Raw genomic sequence first — 15,334 nt, 5'->3', positions numbered from 1 at the left:
ATTAACCACAAGGCTCGAGGCTAAGTTCGAACGATAATCAGCCCGTGCCGTGCTAATCACCATTCTATCCTTAGCCCACCGCCTTGTCGAGGAGGTTAATTCCCACTTACTTTCTATTCCTCATAAATATGTTCACTGAGGTAACGCTCGCTTGAATCAGGAAATACCGTGACTAAATTAGCCCCGTGTGGCAATTCTTTAGCAACTTCTAAACTTGCCGCAAGCGCAGCCCCACTAGAGCTACCAATAAAGAGGCCAAGATTTTTAGCAACCCAGCGAACATAATAGAATGCATCCTCATCACTGATTGTTTTTACCCCGGTATAATCTAAGTCCTTAAAAAACGGTGGAATAAACTCCACTCCAATTCCTTCTGTACGGTGACTATGGGCTGGACCCCCATTTAAAATCGATCCGGCTGGTTCAACAATATAGCCTTTTAATTCTGGGTAAGCATCTTGGAGCGCCTTTTGAATTCCCGCAAAAGTGCCACCACTTCCTGCACCAGCTACAAAGGCCGCCAGCGGTTTATTAGCAAGATCAGCTAAAATTTCTGGTCCCAAGGTGTGCTGATAAACATCAGGATTCGCTGGATTCTGAAATTGTAAAGGCACGTAAGCATCCTCGATTTCAGCAGCTAATTCTTTGGCGGCCGCAATTGCTCCTTTGATCCCTTCTTCACTTGGAGTATTAATCACTTTGGCTCCCAATGCACACATTAACGTTTGCTTTTCAAAACTAAACTTTTCTGGTACCACTAATTTAACTGGTAAATGGTATTTTAGTGCTGCTAAAGCAACTCCAATCCCTGTATTTCCGGCAGTTGGCTCGATGATTGTCGTTGTATCTTTTATTTTTCCTTCTTCCATTCCTCGCTGGATTAGCGCCATCCCCAAACGATCCTTGATACTGCCACCTGGGTTAAACATTTCGAGCTTAGCATAAATATTAACGTCATTTGGAGCCTTCATCGGCAAGTGCATCAAGGGGGTGTGACCAATCAAATCATAAGTATTTTCAACTAACATCTATTTAACCGTCTTTCCCAGCTGGTAAGCTTCTTCAACATGTTTAGCTAGTTTTTGATTATTCCAAGAATCAGCTGCGAGCACCTCTCCTACTTTATCCCAACACATATATTCAAGCAATTGCTTAAAATATAAGTTAAGTGAAGCAAAGGCATCTTCTTGACCATAACCACTCACTAAAGTAATAGCTTTCTTTCCGCCGTGAAGTTCATGGTTATAGTTGTAGAAACGATCAATCACTGCTTTTAGCGCTGCATTGATCCCGTAATAATATAGCGAACTAACCAAGACTACCATGTCTGCCGCTAACAGCTTAGGCATTACTTCATTAGTAATAACATCATTCGGTTCAATCGCAACTTCTTGTCCGGGATGATTGTCTTCCAATTTAATCATCGAAAATTCATCGGTCCGGCGTCCAGCATCAAAGCGATAAACTTCATTTCCTGCTTCAGTAGCGCCCTTAACAAAGGCATCTGCTAATTGCTCAGAAGTTCCTGGATGATGGGGACTTCCTGTTAATACAACAATCTTCATTTAGAAGAATATTTTACTCATAATAATCATAAATACCAATAAACAGGTTGAGCTAATCACAGCCGCGCCAAAAACGGCCCCTCCACGTTTAAAAATAACCTTAAAGTTTACTGAAACACCTAATGCAGCCATTGCCATTCCTAAAAAGATATAGGCTGCTTGAACAAGTGCATCAAGAAAGGCTGGTGAGAATGGAAGAAAGGTTCCTAACACACTAGTTAAAATAAAACCACCGAGGAACCAAGGAATTGGTAATTTCTTTGGTTCTTTAGTATGTTCTTCTTCACTTTCAACTATAAGGCGGTGTTGATACCAGTAACCAACAATTAAAGCGACTGGCGCTAAGAGAAGAACCCGTGAAAGTTTCATAATAAGGGCGTTATCTAAACTTGCTTCACCAAAAGCTCCCCCGGCTGCAACGGCATGAGCAATTTCATGTAATGAACCACCAGCCACAATTCCAAACTGTGGATCGGTAAGTCCGAGTAATGGTTTGATTCCAATTTCAACTAAAGTAAAGACTGTCCCCATTACACAAACAACGGCAACAGCTAATACTTCATTTTCTCGTTTGCGCTCCTCGTTGTCAGTTTCAATTTGTGGTGAAACCCCCATTACAGCAGCCGCTCCACAAATACCACAGCCACAAGCAGAAAGGATAGCTAATTCATCTTCTGCACCAAACTTTCGACTAAGCCAATAAGTGAGGACAATCGTTCCGGTAACCCCAATAGCTGCAACCAAAATAGTCTTAACCCCAGCGGCAGCAAGTTTTTCTAGGTTTAAGCGGAAACCAAGAAGAATAATACCAAGACGTAAAAATTTGTTAGAAATAAATCCGATGCCGCCTTGAGCTTCATTCCGCAAGCTAGCAGGAGTCAACTGCATGGCAATACCTAATAATAAAGCAATAACCAATGCTCCAATCAAGTTGACATAAGGTAGTTTTGCTAAAAGCACCCCAGCAACAGAACAAATTAAGGTCATAATAGCAGCAATCCAGAATGACTTAGTCTTCATAATACTCATCTAAATTAAATTCAACTCAGTTAACCACTCAAGAAATAGTGGGAACCACTTTCCCATATGATTATCTACTCGATCATTATTGACAATACCAGTATATTCGTTAGCTAATGCGATTCCATGTCCCCCAGTGCCAAACTCATGTAATTCATATGGAACATCATACTTGATTAACGCATCTGCATATACTTGGAGGTGATCAACAAAGGGAGTTAATTCATCTTTTGCCGATCCCCACATAAAGGTTGGTGGTGTTTGTGGATTTACCAATTCCGCTACATTTTCTGTTGTAACCCCCATGCGTTCATCAATCAAGGGTTGAATAACAGGATATCCTAATGCGGCAAATTTAGCGTGTGTTAGTTTTTCGTTACTATATGCAGCGGCAATTTGGCCTCCTGCAGAAAAGCCAATAATTCCCAGTCGATCAACGTCAACATCTAATTCATTTGCATGGTTAACAATATATTCAAATGCTTGGTGAACTGCTATTTTGGCTTCTTCATAATTTTTATGTTCAACTACTGGATACCGCACAACAAATGTTTGCCATGCATGGGTTGCAAACGTTAATGCCACCCGCTCAGAATCTCGTTCCATAATCTTGTTATAACTGCCTCCTGGCAAAATAACAAGGCCGGGTAAAGTTTTATCAGTATTACTATGATAAATATCTAGAGACGAATATGGTTGATCTAAGTTAACACTTTTAATTTCCATTTAAATTTCAATTTTCTTTGTGGCAATTTGCTTAATGAAATTTTGATCATGTTCAACAATTAGCATTGGTGGTCGCTTTTCTTGAATTAACTGAATTAGTTGTTGCTGATTATAGGTATCAAGATAATTTAGCGGCTCATCCCATAAATAAAGGTGAGCGGGCTCAGCTAATGACCGTGCTAGTTCAACCTTCTTTTGTTGTCCCATACTCATTTCTTCAATCGGAACATTAAAAGTAGCACGTTCCATCCCTAATTTACGAAGAAGGTTAAGAAATTGATCGTAGTTAATTTTAGAAGAAGATGCAAAACTACGTAAACTTCCATGATTATCATAATAATCTTGACGTACTGTGCTGATTTTAAGGGCACTGCTAAAAAGTATATCTCCGCTTTGCTTACCACTGAATGTCCCGATGATTGCATTAATAATACTAGATTTTCCAGTACCATTATTCCCACAGAGCAGGACCTGGTCATTTTTTTCAATGGTTGTAGTGATATTAGAACAGAGTTGTTTAGTTGGATACGATAACGTTAGATCATTAATGCTTAACAATAGTTGATGATTAGTGGGGAGGACATTAATTGTTAGCGGAACAACGTTTTCAATCTCTTTTAAAAGTCCTTTTCGTTCCTCGATTGCGGTGTCTAAGCGTCCTTTCATTATGGTTGCTTTTTTCATCATTTTTGCAGCTTTGGCACCAATAAAGCCTTTATCCGCATGCGAATTATTCTTCTTTTCATTTTCTGCTTGTTGAGCCCATTGAGATTTTGCCTGACGTGTTTGCTTTAAATGATGAATATCTTTTAATAAATTTTCGTTTTTCTTGATAGCCGTAGAATCTCGTTGCTCCTTATGAACGAAATAATCACTGTAATTACCACGGGTTAAAACAAGCTGGTGTTGTTCAATCACCTAGTGATAATGAAGCCGTTTTTTTGCTTTTAGATATTGAGCAATTTGTTTTCGACCATCTTGATCAAGGTGATTAGTCGGTTCGTCAAGCAGGGGGAAATATCCATCCTGGGCAAAAAGGGTTGCTAGCATCACATGTGTTTGTTCGCCACCACTAAGAGTACTGAAAGGTTGCCATAGTAATTCTGTGGGAGTTGCCATTAAATTTAATTCTCGTTCGATTTGCCATTGCTCACCTTGATAGCCACTTCTCATAAGGACATTCAATGTGTAATCATTCGGTTCACGAATTACTAATGGATAATAGTTAAACTTAAGATTGGTTTGAATACTTCCTTGAAAGGAAAGTTGCTTTTGCAAGATTTTGAGTAGTGTGGTTTTGCCCCGACCGTTTCGTCCAAGAAGACCAAGTTTCCAATCGCTGCTAATATTAAGATCACAATGATTAAAAAGCGGTTCTTGTCCCGGATAAGCAAAAGTTAAATTATTTATCGTGATTGGTTCCATCTAATTTAATTCGCCTTCAGCAATTTGATCCAACATTGGACGCGAAGGAATAAAGAAGAGTTGACCACCTAAAATATCAGAGAAAGTTAGGAGATAATCGTTTTGCTCAAGCATATTTTCAAGCATCTTCTTAGTTACAGTCCAATGCCGTGAATAACCAATAAAGAAAGTTCCAGTATTATCAGCGGCAGGGTCTGAATATGGAACATTCATGCGCACAATCTTCTGTTCAATACCATCAATTTCCGCTTGGGAAGCGACATTATGAGCATTCTTAAACTTCTCTTTTTCGCTTAATTCTAAGTCAGAAAACTTCTTTCGTCCAACAGCTTTTTCTTGCGTTTCAGTAGTTAGCTTATTCCAAATGTCCATGTTATGCCGCCATTTTTGTGCAAAGGCATATGAACCATTTTCAAACGTAGGATCCTCATCACCAATAATTGCATATTCAGCAGCATCCTGAGGTTCCGGATTTTCAGTTCCATCAATAAAGCCAATAATGGCCCGGCCTTCAAAATAGCGAAAGCCCTTTGTTTCATCAACAACATTAGTAATATCTCTAATAAAGAGCATTACTTGAGCCATGAATTCGTAAACTGCAGCCTCATCGTTTGCACGAATATGGAGGAAAATATCTCCTTTTGCGGCAGGCATTTTGTATTTTGGCCCGGTTAATGTTTGGTAAGTTTCTAATTCTTTGGGTTTAGGGGCATTTGGGAAAAGATAGTCCCATGCGTCGTTGCTAAAGCCTAAAGAAACTTTAAGATTACCCTTATTATCCCGAATTCGCAGTGATCGAGTAATTGCTTGGAACCGTTCAACAAATTCTTGAATTGCTTCTTGTTCCTTTGCTTGATTTTCTCGTTTTAATTCTAATACAGTAAATTGGACATGTTCACCGGCGTCTTTCCAAACGTCTTGTGCTTTATTAGGATTCATTACCATCTAGAGCAAGGCAGCAATTCCTAAGAACAAGCAAGTAGCAACAAAGAGATAAATCATTAATTTCAGCATCCACTTCCACCAAATGCCGACATTAATATGCGCAATTGCTAACGCTCCCATAACAACTCCCGAAGTTGGGGTAATAAGGTTAACCCAACCCGAAGCTGCTTGATAAGCAGTAATAACAAGGCTACCAGAAACATGCGCAAAATGTCCCATTGGTCCGATAATTCCCATCGTTGCCGCAGCTAACCCAGACGTTGATGGAATTAAGAATGACATTGGGATATAGAAAATGTAAGTCAAAATAATAAAGATCGTTTGTGATAATCCATGAAGGCCCAATTCTCCCCAGTGAAGAACTGTTCCAGTGATCATCCCATTATTCATTATTACTTGAATTCCCCGTGCAACTGCCACAATAATTGCAACGCTTAAGAAATCTCCCATTCCTGACATGAAAGCATCAATAAATTCGCTTTCCTTCATATGGTAAACAGCCATAATCAAGACCGACATAAAGAGGAAGAGCATGGTAATTTCATTGAAGTACCATGTTCCAAGGGGTGCCATATCATGCCCTAATAAATCGCCTAGGAATGGAATATTAACCAACCACTTTGTAAATTTATCAAAAAATGTCCAATGGCTATTAAGGTTTGACCATGGAATTAGTCCTAGAATCATCACAACAAAAGTAATTCCGAATAGCCAAATAACTGTCTTTTGACGACCAGTCATCTTATGGTCGTCACTAGGATCAGCCTTGACTAAAAAGTGCTTTTCATCTTCTGCTCGTTGATTGTAAACCAATGATTTAGTTGGATCTTTTTCAATTACCGATGCATAGTGGTAAACATAAATAATACTAATCGTTATCATAATAATTAAAAGGATTACCCGGGAAACTAAACCATCACCAGGAGAAATATTTAACGTTTGAGAAGCTACTCCTGTGGCAAATGGGTTAACAGTTGATGCTAAACAACCAACTTGACTTCCCACTAAAGCAATCGCAACCGCTACAATTGAATCAAAGCCAACACCCATCATCACGGGGATCAAGAGAGGATAGAATGCAATCGTTTCTTCCCCCATTCCATATGTTGATCCACCAAGAGCAAACAGAAGCATTAAAATTGGAATCAATTGTTTTTCTCGTCCCTTATACCGGCGAACGATTGAACCGATCCCTTCGTTTAATGCATTTGTCTTATTAACCACTCCTAGGAATCCACCGATAACAAGAATAAATAGTGATACTGAGATGGCTCCATCTGTCTTTTTATCACCGACCATCCCGATAACGGGTGCCATAAAGACATCCCAAATTCCCTGGGGTTTATTTGTCACCGCCTTATATGTGCCAGAAATAATATTTCCAGCTTTATCCGTCTCATATGTCCCTGCTGGTATAATCCACGTTAAAATTGCAATTAAAATAATAATTAAAAATAAAATTGTAAACGCAGAGGGCATATGAAAATGATGTTTTTTCTTCGTTTGTGTTTCCTGCACTTAATCCACACAAAGCTTCTTGATTGCCTGCGCATAGATTTCCATCGCTTTATACATGTCTGGCAATGGCCACTGTTCATTAGCTTGATGCATATAATCGGGAGTTGTTGGTAACATTCCGCCAAAGGCAACACAATTATTCATGGTTCGAGCAAATGTTGCCCCACCAGAAATTTGTGGTTCAGCATCAACATCCCCAGTTTGTTCTTTATAAACTTTCATCAAAGTTTGCACTAATTTACTGTCTTTTGGAACGTACAGGGGTGCTAAATAATCAAAATGAACATACTTCAAATCATAAGCTGCCACCTGTTTACTTAGTTTTGCTAGTAAATTATCGCGATCGATCGTTACGGGAATTCGTAAATCAATCTGCATTCTTGTTTCATTTTCATTAATCTCAAGACTAGAAATATTGAAAGTTAATTGTCCAGACTCATCGCGAACATCACCGAGAACATTGCTCCCCGTTGCATCTTCCTTAAATAATTTGCCAATAAAATCAAGTGGCTTAAAATCAAAAACATCATCAAGCGCAATCGCTAACCGTAAAACAGCATTCGTTCCTTCCGGTGCCATCATCGCATGAACAGACTTACCAATAACAGTAATCGAATTGTCGTCACTTGTATATTCAAAGCCATGCTTATCTAAAGCCGCCTTCACTTCATCCTGCTTTGGACCATCGTACACTGCACTATCAGGGACCGCATTAAACGCATTTTTCAAGTTAATCTTTAGTTGATCTGTTCCTGGACCAACGAGATAAGATTGTTGCAACCCCTTTTCAGCATAAATTAATGGAAATTCAGCATCAGGAGAAATTCCACTATCAATTGGCGCTTCCTTTTTATTATATTCAGCAATTCCACGCCATAGAATTTCTTCATCAGTTCCATAAATAAAACGAATTCGTTGATTGAAGTGATAACCTTGATCCATCAATGCTTTAACAGCATATAAAGCTGCAATTCCTGGACCTTTATCATCTTGTGACCCTCGTCCATAAACTGCATCATTGATTACTGTGCCTTTAAATGGATTATGTTTCCATTTGCCTAAATCGCCGGCAGGAACCGTATCAAGATGACAAATTACACCAAAAATTTTGTCCCCACTACCAACTTCTGCATAGCTATAGTACCCGTCTGGATCTTCATAGGTCTTAAAACCTAATTCATCACAAATCTTCATCATTTCATCGAGGGCGTTACGAATTCCTTTGCCAAATGGTGCGCCTTCTTCTACTGGTTGATTATATGATGGAACAGAAATTAGTCGTTCTAAAGTTTTAACAGCAGCTTTTTGTTCATCTTCTGTAATAATTTTATCCATTTAGTTAGCTTGTTTAGAATGACGAGTTGCAAAGAAAATAATTAAGGCAATAACTATTAGCATTACCCCGTAGATTGGGAATGGTGCGGCAAGATCAAGGCCACTCATTGGGCGACCGACTAATCGATTCATCCATTCAGCAATTGTTGGTGAGAAGAAAGCTCCAAAGTTAAAACCAATCAGTACCATTGAAGTTACTAATGGTTGACGCTTAGCAGGAGCTAAATCCGGCAACAAGTTAAAAATCAACGGAGAAACTAATTGTAGTGGGAAGCCGATTAAAAGCAAACCAATTACTAACATTGCAAAGTTGCCGTTTGCGAAGGCAAATAAGAAGTTTGAAATGGCCATTAACCCGAGACCAAGGTAAACAGTGTTAAAACCTAACACTTTATTAATTGATCCGTAGAATAAACCACCAAGCGTTGCCCCAATTAACATTAAGGAAAGGAACATTGATGAACCAGTATAGCTACTTCCCTTAATTGCAACGGTTAGGCCAGGGAAACGATTTTCCATTCCAACATAATCTACAACTAAGAGGAAGGCAAAGAGAACAAGGAGGTAAACTACTGGACTAATCTTTTTAATTGGTTCTTCCACTTCAGTTACTTCTTCAGCAAGATCGTCTTCTGCAACGTTATTATCTTGTGCTTTGCTATCGTCAGGAACACGAACTGCAAAGAAGAAAAGAACAACGAAAGCAAGAAGATAAACGGCAAATGATGCATGCCAACCTGCATAACTAAGAATTAATCCGGCAATTGCAAGGGTACAAGCTTGACCGATTTGTTCAGCCGCAGCACGCCAACCAAGCATTTGAGCTCGGGTTGTACCTTCATACCAAACTGAAATCATCGAAATTGCTTGAGAGTTATATAAACCAAATCCTGCTCCTAAAACTAACCGGGAAATCAAAATCGCAGTGTAGTCATTCGCAAACATAGGAACAATTCCGGCAAGACCAACAATTGTAACCCCGGCCATAATAATCTTTTTATCAGAAATATTGAACCATTGTTGAAGTAATGGTGAAAGGACAACAAAAATCATTACAGCAAATGATGGAGTTGTAACTAAATATTCTGACTGTGTCTGTGAGATTCCGAGTGCCGCCTTTAATTGCGGTAAAGAACCTTGAATGGCATAAGCACTCGTAACCATGAATGAAACTGACAGGAATGCCAATTTGGTAACAAGAGAATTTTTGTTATTCATCTATTTTTGTTCCATCACTTTTTCACCATTAGCTGTAATAGTGAAAGTCTTGTTAGCAGCATCAGCATCAAGAACAGCCACATTCTTGCCATCCTTATCTTTTCGCGTAACCTTGATAGTTGTTTCAGTTGGTGTTTCCACTTCAATTGAACCATCAAGATCAAAGGCTGCAAATTTATTCCGCCATGCAAGTAAGTCTAAGAGGTTCTTAACTACTGGACGTTGAACTTCTTGTGCAACTTCTTCTTTAGTGTAGTAGTGACGGTTGATGTTCCGACCTTCCTTAGTCTTTTCAAGTAATTCAAGGTCATTTGAACCAGCAAGTAAACCAACATAGTAAACCATTGGAATACCAGGTGCAAATACTTGGAATGCACGAGAAAGCAAGTAAGCTTTGTCATCGTCACCTAATGCAGAGTAGTAAGTAGAGTTAATTTGGTAAATATCCAAGTTGTTGTATTCAGCACTTGAGTATTTCCGCTTAACGTTAGCACCAACCTTGTATAATTCATTGGATGCATATTCGATTTCATCATCAGTTAAGATATCCTTAGCATCAACAACCCCAATACCATCATGAGTATCAAGAGTAGTAAATTGCTTCATTGGTGACATCTTTAACCACTTAGCAAGGCGGTTAGTCTTACCAGAGTAAAGGGTATAAAGAGTAGTCATTGGTAAGGTAAAGTCATAGATGAAGAAGTCATGTTGTGAAATCTTTTGTGGAATGGTGTAGTGTTCGTGAATTTCAGGAAGGATGATGGCCTTGTAAGGAGCCAAAATATCTTGAACTTCATTTAAGAGATCCCAGATTTCAGGTTCAACGAAGAAATCATTAGTACCAACTTTCTTAATAGCGTAAGCAAAGGCATCAAGACGAATCATATCTGCACCGTGCTTAACCATGTCAATTAATGTTTCCTTGAAGAATTCGTTAGCTACCTTACTCTTAACATTAATATCAATTTGTTCTTCACCGAAAGTGTTCCATAAGTTTTCAGTAGTACCATCATCAAAGGTAATTTCTTGCTTAGGAGCCTTATCCTTTCGCTTGTAAATTAAGTCAACATCTTCTTGAGTTGGACGGTTCTTACCAGCTTTTTCCCAGAACTTTTCCCAACGAATAAAGAAGTCGTTGTACTTAGAATCATCGTGCTTCTTCTTGAAGTCTTGGTACATTTCAGACTTCTTGGAAATATGGTTAATCATGAAGTCAAACATTAAGTAGTAGTCTTCACCTAATGCTTCAACATCATCCCAGTTACCAAAAGCAGAATCAACAACATCGTAACGGTATGGTGCGAAACCACGGTCACCAGTTGATGGGAAGAATGGAAGTAAGTGAACACCGCCGATTGCATCACCGATATAGTTCTTTAATACTTCATGAGTTTCTTTAATATTTTTACCCATTGAGTCAGAGTAAGTAATTAACATTGCTTCATTTTTGATTGGCATTTAGTCTAATATTGGCTTTGTTACACGAGCAAGTTGTTCAATTACTTGTTGTCCCGCGGCCATTGATTGATTTTTATCAGTATAAACTGCAATTGTGTAGTCTTTTCCGTTGCTATTTTTTACGTAGCCAATACTATTGACGATCCATTCATCTTTACCGTAATTTAGCCAACCATTTTTTAATGCAAAATTATCGCTACTTGCTGAGATCCCCCAGGCTTGGTCACTTTCAACATTACCCATTAAATCACGAATTTCACTTCTTTCGTCATCAGATAAAACTTTAGACTTATAGAAAATATTATTTAATAGTTTAACTTGATCTTTTGGAGTAGTAACAGTTAATCCCCAACTGCTATTAGCCTGAGATTGGGTCATGCCAAATTTTTCAAAAGTTTGTTGGAGACCGTTTTTTCCGCCAAGATAATCTTCAAATAATTCGCTAGTTGAATCATTGTCACTCTGCTCAATCATTTTAGTGGCAAGTGATTTTTGATGGCTTGTAAGGGGACTTTGTTGTTTAGCAAGAATCCCTGCTAAAATACTAACCTTTACTGTACTAGCAGTTCGAAACTTATGCTGGGGTGCATTACTAGAAGTATAAATTTGGTGGGTCTTTGGTGAATATACCGCAATACTGACATTATTATTGGAAGTGAAGATGATTTTATTCCATGCGGATTTTAGGCGGGCACTTGTCGAGCTGAAGTGCCGGACACCCATAATAATAAGCAGAATAGCAATAATAATTAAGATAAGCCTGCGCGGTTTACGACGATGACGTTGCGATCTTTGCATTTAAAACATCGACTTTTTAGCAACGCTTTGGCTTGTACTTACTGGAATATTAAAATCAGGCAACCCTGGAATATGCAACTCAATTGAGCCAACTTGTTGATTTTTCTTTAGCGGCGCAGTTAGTTGTTTTTGATCATCTCCCTGCACTCGTAATGTTGGTTTAGTTGCTTGTAATTTTATATTCTTTGGAAGCCAAACGGTAGTCTTCTTTGTTAGCTTAATATTAGCCTTATTTTTATTTTTACCATTCTTTACTTTTACACTAGTAAGCTTGGCCGAAAGATCATTTACTTTTTTGATTTCAACCGGCTGGTACTCATCGATTAACTTATTATAAAAGTCTTGCTGCATCTTTGACTGATCATTCCATTCCCCTTTTGTATGTAAGGCAACTAAAATAATCCGGCGTCCTGCAAAGGTTCCTGTTGACACAATACATTTACCCGCACGATCAGTATTTCCAGTCTTTAAGCCGTCAATTTCCCCATCCTTAGGAGCGAAACCGTTTTGCGGCAAAAGAGCATTCACATTTGTCATTAAATATTGTTGGTCTTTAGTTACATCAAAGTTAGCAAATTTTTGTTTTGTAATGTCGAGAGTTTCAGGATAGTTTTCAACAAGATACTTTGAGATAAGAGCAACATCTTTAGCAGATAGTAAGTTTTCGGCATCTTTATCTACACCCTTAAGTTTGTGTTTTCCTAAGTCCCCGTTAGGCAACCCGATCATATTGTAGATTTTTATATCTGTAACTCCAGCTTTTTTCGCAAATGCCATCATCTTTTTATTAAAGGCTTCTGTACTGCCCGCGTCAGCTAATGCCAATGCTTCTGTACTTCCATCAGCAGATACGAGCATCATCGAATCAACTAACTGACGGACTGTGTATTCTTCCCCATTCATTAATGGGACATTTGAAAAGTGCCAATCATCCGCCATCTTGGCAACTGCTGGTGTAATCTTAATCTTTTGATCCCATTTTAAATGATGGTTTCGAATATCTTGTAAAATTACTCCTAAAGTTAAGATTTTAATTACAGATGCAATTGGATAGCGTTTAGTTGCATTTTTTTGGTATAGAACCTGGCCACTTTCTGCATCAATCGCATAAGCTGCTCGTGCATCCATCTGAAAAGCCGCAGTATCAGCATGAACTTTTGCGAACATCCCCAAGCCATTTAAACAGATACTAATTATTGCCGTCATTAATAATAATTTGGCAAAAAAAGATTTAACTTTTTTCATTTAGTCTTTGTCATCTGGGTTATACTTCCCAGCCTTTTGAAGGATTTCCTTTGCCTTTTCAAGGTAGTGGTGTTCTGCACGGAATGCCTTGATCTTGCCACCTTCATCATCGGTAAGAGCTGCTAGCTTTTCATCAAGTTCCTTAAATTCCTTGTTAAGGTCCTTAATAACGCCTTCTTCATCTTCCATGTAAACATAGTGATTTTCTGCTGGATCTTTACGACCTTCACCAGCACGTTCTTCAAGCTTTACTGAGTCCTTATCTACTTTCCAAGCATGCTTAAGGATTGACTTAATATCCTTAATTGTTTCGTGTTGAGCAGTACGGTGCTTCTCATTGTCAACACTATCTTCAATCTTTGTTAAGTGTCCTTCAGCATCTGCAATCTTCTTTGCAATACGATCCAAAGCCTTAAGTTGACGTTTTGCGTAATCAGCCATTTAGTATTCAACGTGCCATTTAATGGTGTATGCTTTTTCTTCGCCCGGATGTAAAGTAATATCGCCAAATTCTGGGTGATGAGGTGCATCCGAAAGATTTTGCGCTTCCATTGCTAATCCAAGGTGGGGATGAACTTGTCCGTGATTGTAAACCGCTGCATCATCTGAGTTCATCGTATACATAACTAATCCGTTACGATCGGAGTAAAGACTCATCTTTCGGCCGCTTTCTGGATCTTCAAGTGTGGCAACTGGCTTTGTGAGACTAGGAGTAACTTCCCAAATATCGTCAAAACCGTTTTCCTTAGTTGAACTCATTTTTTCTAGTGCATCGCCCATTGTAGTTGGGGTACTAAAGTCAAATGGAGTTCCTTCGTTAGCGATCTTTTCACCAGTTGGAATCTTGCCGTCGTCAACAGCTAAGTGATTTTCGGAGTTGACATAAAGCTTTAATTGATCAACCGTTGGAACATTTGCTGCTGCCATATTCCAGTAAGTGTGGTTGGTAGGATTGAACAACGTATCTGCATCAGTAGTAGCCGCCATCTTAAGTGAAAGAAAGTCGTCATTAGTTAAAGTGTAGGTTGCAGTAACATGCATCTTACCAGGGTATGTATCAACTTCAGGACTTAAGGTTAAACTAAGAGTGATGGAAACAGAATCATCAGTTGCTTTCGTGCTATCAACATGCCAAATGTGACTGTAAAAACCATTAGTTCCACCATGAAGAGCATTTTTACCTTCGTTTTGTTCGATTTGGTAATCGTTACCGTTAATACTGAACTTACCATCTGCAATTCGTCCAGCAACCCGGCCGATTAAGCGATTAGTACAAAAGCCATTATTAGTAAATTCGTCGAGGTTTTCAGAGGTCAAAATCATATCGGCCTTACCACCATCTTTTGTTGGAACTTTAAAAGATTGAAGTAAACCGGCAAAATCAAGAATTCCTACTTGAACACCATTATCGTTCGTTAAAATGTATTTTGTTACTGGATCGCCTTTGTAGGTTCCAAATGGTACTTTAGATATTTCCATCTATTTTTCAGACTTTTTTCGCTGATCACTTCCATAACGGTCTTGTTCCTTGATTACACTACTTTTACGGCGATGCTTATTAATAAAATCTTGCTCAGCAGCGAAAATCATTAAAAAGTCGATAAAATTTTTACTAAAATTCTTTTTAAATTTGTCCCATCTATTTTTGGTCATTTAATTTATTAATTTTCCTTTAGCGATTGCCAATTTGAATTGTCCATAGTCTGCTGTGACTTGATCGACATACTTTAAAGCCCAATTTGGTAAAAGAGTATCTAATATCTTCTGATGCTTTAAATAACCACGGATCATTGGTGCGGTGGGGCTTTGAAAATGAGCCATCGCTAGCAAATAAGCGCACGTCTGGCAGTAGAATTGAAAACTTTCAAAGTCAAGTTTATTAACATTAATTGATTTTTTCATATCCCGGAACTGTCGAATGTAATAACTACGGCCACCAAAAGTTGTACTTCCTAAAAAACGATCGGATGAGGATTGGAGAACCCGTTGTGCTGTTACAATTCTTTGACCAGCGATTCCCCCATTTCTAATTGCTTGTTGTACGGGGAGGGAAAGTAAATTATAACGCAATGGCATAGCTT

General features: G+C 38.6%; 17 protein-coding genes (1 of these 17 cut by a window edge). All 17 read right to left on the bottom strand.

Going from position 1 to position 15,334, the window contains the following annotated elements; translation table 11 throughout:
* Positions 1–113 precede the first annotated feature (113 nt).
* Tightly spaced (each overlapping or abutting the next), the 17 genes in view from HHK02_RS02105 to HHK02_RS02025 form a layout consistent with a single transcriptional unit that may run on beyond the window.
* Positions 114–1,028, bottom strand: coding sequence for a PLP-dependent cysteine synthase family protein (locus HHK02_RS02105; protein WP_152744457.1), 915 nt, complete (start codon positions 1,026–1,028; stop codon positions 114–116).
* Positions 1,029–1,565, bottom strand: coding sequence for a flavodoxin family protein (locus HHK02_RS02100; protein WP_181462702.1), 537 nt, complete (start codon positions 1,563–1,565; stop codon positions 1,029–1,031).
* On the bottom strand, positions 1,566–2,594 hold the full coding sequence (locus HHK02_RS02095; protein WP_078009611.1) for a YeiH family protein: 1,029 nt from the start codon (positions 2,592–2,594) through the stop codon (positions 1,566–1,568).
* Positions 2,595–3,311, bottom strand: coding sequence for an alpha/beta hydrolase (locus HHK02_RS02090; RefSeq protein ID WP_016496555.1), 717 nt, complete (start codon positions 3,309–3,311; stop codon positions 2,595–2,597).
* Positions 3,312–4,229: an ATP-binding cassette domain-containing protein gene (locus HHK02_RS02085; RefSeq protein ID WP_181462701.1), complete on the bottom strand. Its 918-nt coding sequence runs from the start codon at positions 4,227–4,229 to the stop codon at positions 3,312–3,314.
* Positions 4,230–4,736: an ATP-binding cassette domain-containing protein gene (locus HHK02_RS02080; RefSeq protein ID WP_181462700.1), complete on the bottom strand. Its 507-nt coding sequence runs from the start codon at positions 4,734–4,736 to the stop codon at positions 4,230–4,232.
* Complete coding sequence (locus HHK02_RS02075) at positions 4,737–5,681, bottom strand: Dyp-type peroxidase (protein ID WP_011953543.1); 945 nt, start codon at positions 5,679–5,681, stop codon at positions 4,737–4,739. It abuts the gene before it with no gap.
* On the bottom strand, positions 5,682–7,199 hold the full coding sequence (locus HHK02_RS02070; RefSeq protein ID WP_078009610.1) for a YfcC family protein: 1,518 nt from the start codon (positions 7,197–7,199) through the stop codon (positions 5,682–5,684).
* Positions 7,200–8,534, bottom strand: a complete 1,335-nt coding sequence (locus tag HHK02_RS02065) for a dipeptidase (RefSeq protein WP_003670741.1) — start codon at positions 8,532–8,534, stop codon at positions 7,200–7,202.
* Positions 8,535–9,752, bottom strand: coding sequence for an MFS transporter (locus tag HHK02_RS02060; RefSeq protein ID WP_078009609.1), 1,218 nt, complete (start codon positions 9,750–9,752; stop codon positions 8,535–8,537).
* Positions 9,753–11,210, bottom strand: a complete 1,458-nt coding sequence (gene gtfA / locus HHK02_RS02055; protein ID WP_003668877.1) for a sucrose phosphorylase — start codon at positions 11,208–11,210, stop codon at positions 9,753–9,755.
* Entirely contained in the window at positions 11,211–12,008 is a 798-nt protein-coding gene (locus tag HHK02_RS02050; RefSeq protein ID WP_099979686.1) for a serine hydrolase, read from the bottom strand.
* Positions 12,009–13,253 carry a D-alanyl-D-alanine carboxypeptidase family protein gene (locus HHK02_RS02045; RefSeq protein WP_098046620.1) on the bottom strand — a complete coding sequence of 415 codons (1,245 nt, stop codon included), beginning with the start codon at positions 13,251–13,253 and terminating at the stop codon, positions 12,009–12,011.
* On the bottom strand, positions 13,254–13,694 hold the full coding sequence (locus HHK02_RS02040; RefSeq protein WP_003668870.1) for a hypothetical protein: 441 nt from the start codon (positions 13,692–13,694) through the stop codon (positions 13,254–13,256).
* Positions 13,695–14,732: an aldose epimerase family protein gene (locus HHK02_RS02035; protein ID WP_085679004.1), complete on the bottom strand. Its 1,038-nt coding sequence runs from the start codon at positions 14,730–14,732 to the stop codon at positions 13,695–13,697.
* Positions 14,733–14,906, bottom strand: coding sequence for a hypothetical protein (locus HHK02_RS02030; protein WP_181462699.1), 174 nt, complete (start codon positions 14,904–14,906; stop codon positions 14,733–14,735). It lies immediately after the preceding gene.
* On the bottom strand, positions 14,907–15,334 hold the 3' end of the coding sequence (locus HHK02_RS02025) for a DUF2252 domain-containing protein (RefSeq protein WP_181462698.1). 970 nt of this gene lie beyond the right edge of the window; 428 of the gene's 1,398 nt are visible here — the last part of the coding sequence; its start codon lies off the right edge, out of view; its stop codon occupies positions 14,907–14,909.

The sequence above is a fragment of the Limosilactobacillus reuteri genome (assembly GCF_013694365.1).
Classification (GTDB): domain Bacteria; phylum Bacillota; class Bacilli; order Lactobacillales; family Lactobacillaceae; genus Limosilactobacillus; species Limosilactobacillus reuteri_E.
This window is presented reverse-complemented; position numbering and strand designations above follow the sequence as displayed.

What these genes read in the sequence shown, in the direction of transcription:
- HHK02_RS02040 (WP_003668870.1), bottom strand. Translation starts at nt 13,694, where the DNA reads ATGGCTGATTACGCAAAACGTCAACTTAAGGCTTTGGATCGTATTGCA.
- gtfA (WP_003668877.1), bottom strand. Translation starts at nt 11,210, where the DNA reads ATGCCAATCAAAAATGAAGCAATGTTAATTACTTACTCTGACTCAATG.
- HHK02_RS02105 (WP_152744457.1), bottom strand. Translation starts at nt 1,028, where the DNA reads ATGTTAGTTGAAAATACTTATGATTTGATTGGTCACACCCCCTTGATG.
- HHK02_RS02095 (WP_078009611.1), bottom strand. Translation starts at nt 2,594, where the DNA reads ATGAGTATTATGAAGACTAAGTCATTCTGGATTGCTGCTATTATGACC.
- HHK02_RS02080 (WP_181462700.1), bottom strand. Translation starts at nt 4,736, where the DNA reads ATGGAACCAATCACGATAAATAATTTAACTTTTGCTTATCCGGGACAA.
- HHK02_RS02075 (WP_011953543.1), bottom strand. Translation starts at nt 5,681, where the DNA reads ATGGTAATGAATCCTAATAAAGCACAAGACGTTTGGAAAGACGCCGGT.
- HHK02_RS02100 (WP_181462702.1), bottom strand. Translation starts at nt 1,565, where the DNA reads ATGAAGATTGTTGTATTAACAGGAAGTCCCCATCATCCAGGAACTTCT.
- HHK02_RS02030 (WP_181462699.1), bottom strand. Translation starts at nt 14,906, where the DNA reads ATGACCAAAAATAGATGGGACAAATTTAAAAAGAATTTTAGTAAAAAT.
- HHK02_RS02065 (WP_003670741.1), bottom strand. Translation starts at nt 8,534, where the DNA reads ATGGATAAAATTATTACAGAAGATGAACAAAAAGCTGCTGTTAAAACT.
- HHK02_RS02035 (WP_085679004.1), bottom strand. Translation starts at nt 14,732, where the DNA reads ATGGAAATATCTAAAGTACCATTTGGAACCTACAAAGGCGATCCAGTA.
- HHK02_RS02060 (WP_078009609.1), bottom strand. Translation starts at nt 9,752, where the DNA reads ATGAATAACAAAAATTCTCTTGTTACCAAATTGGCATTCCTGTCAGTT.
- HHK02_RS02050 (WP_099979686.1), bottom strand. Translation starts at nt 12,008, where the DNA reads ATGCAAAGATCGCAACGTCATCGTCGTAAACCGCGCAGGCTTATCTTA.
- HHK02_RS02045 (WP_098046620.1), bottom strand. Translation starts at nt 13,253, where the DNA reads ATGAAAAAAGTTAAATCTTTTTTTGCCAAATTATTATTAATGACGGCA.
- HHK02_RS02090 (WP_016496555.1), bottom strand. Translation starts at nt 3,311, where the DNA reads ATGGAAATTAAAAGTGTTAACTTAGATCAACCATATTCGTCTCTAGAT.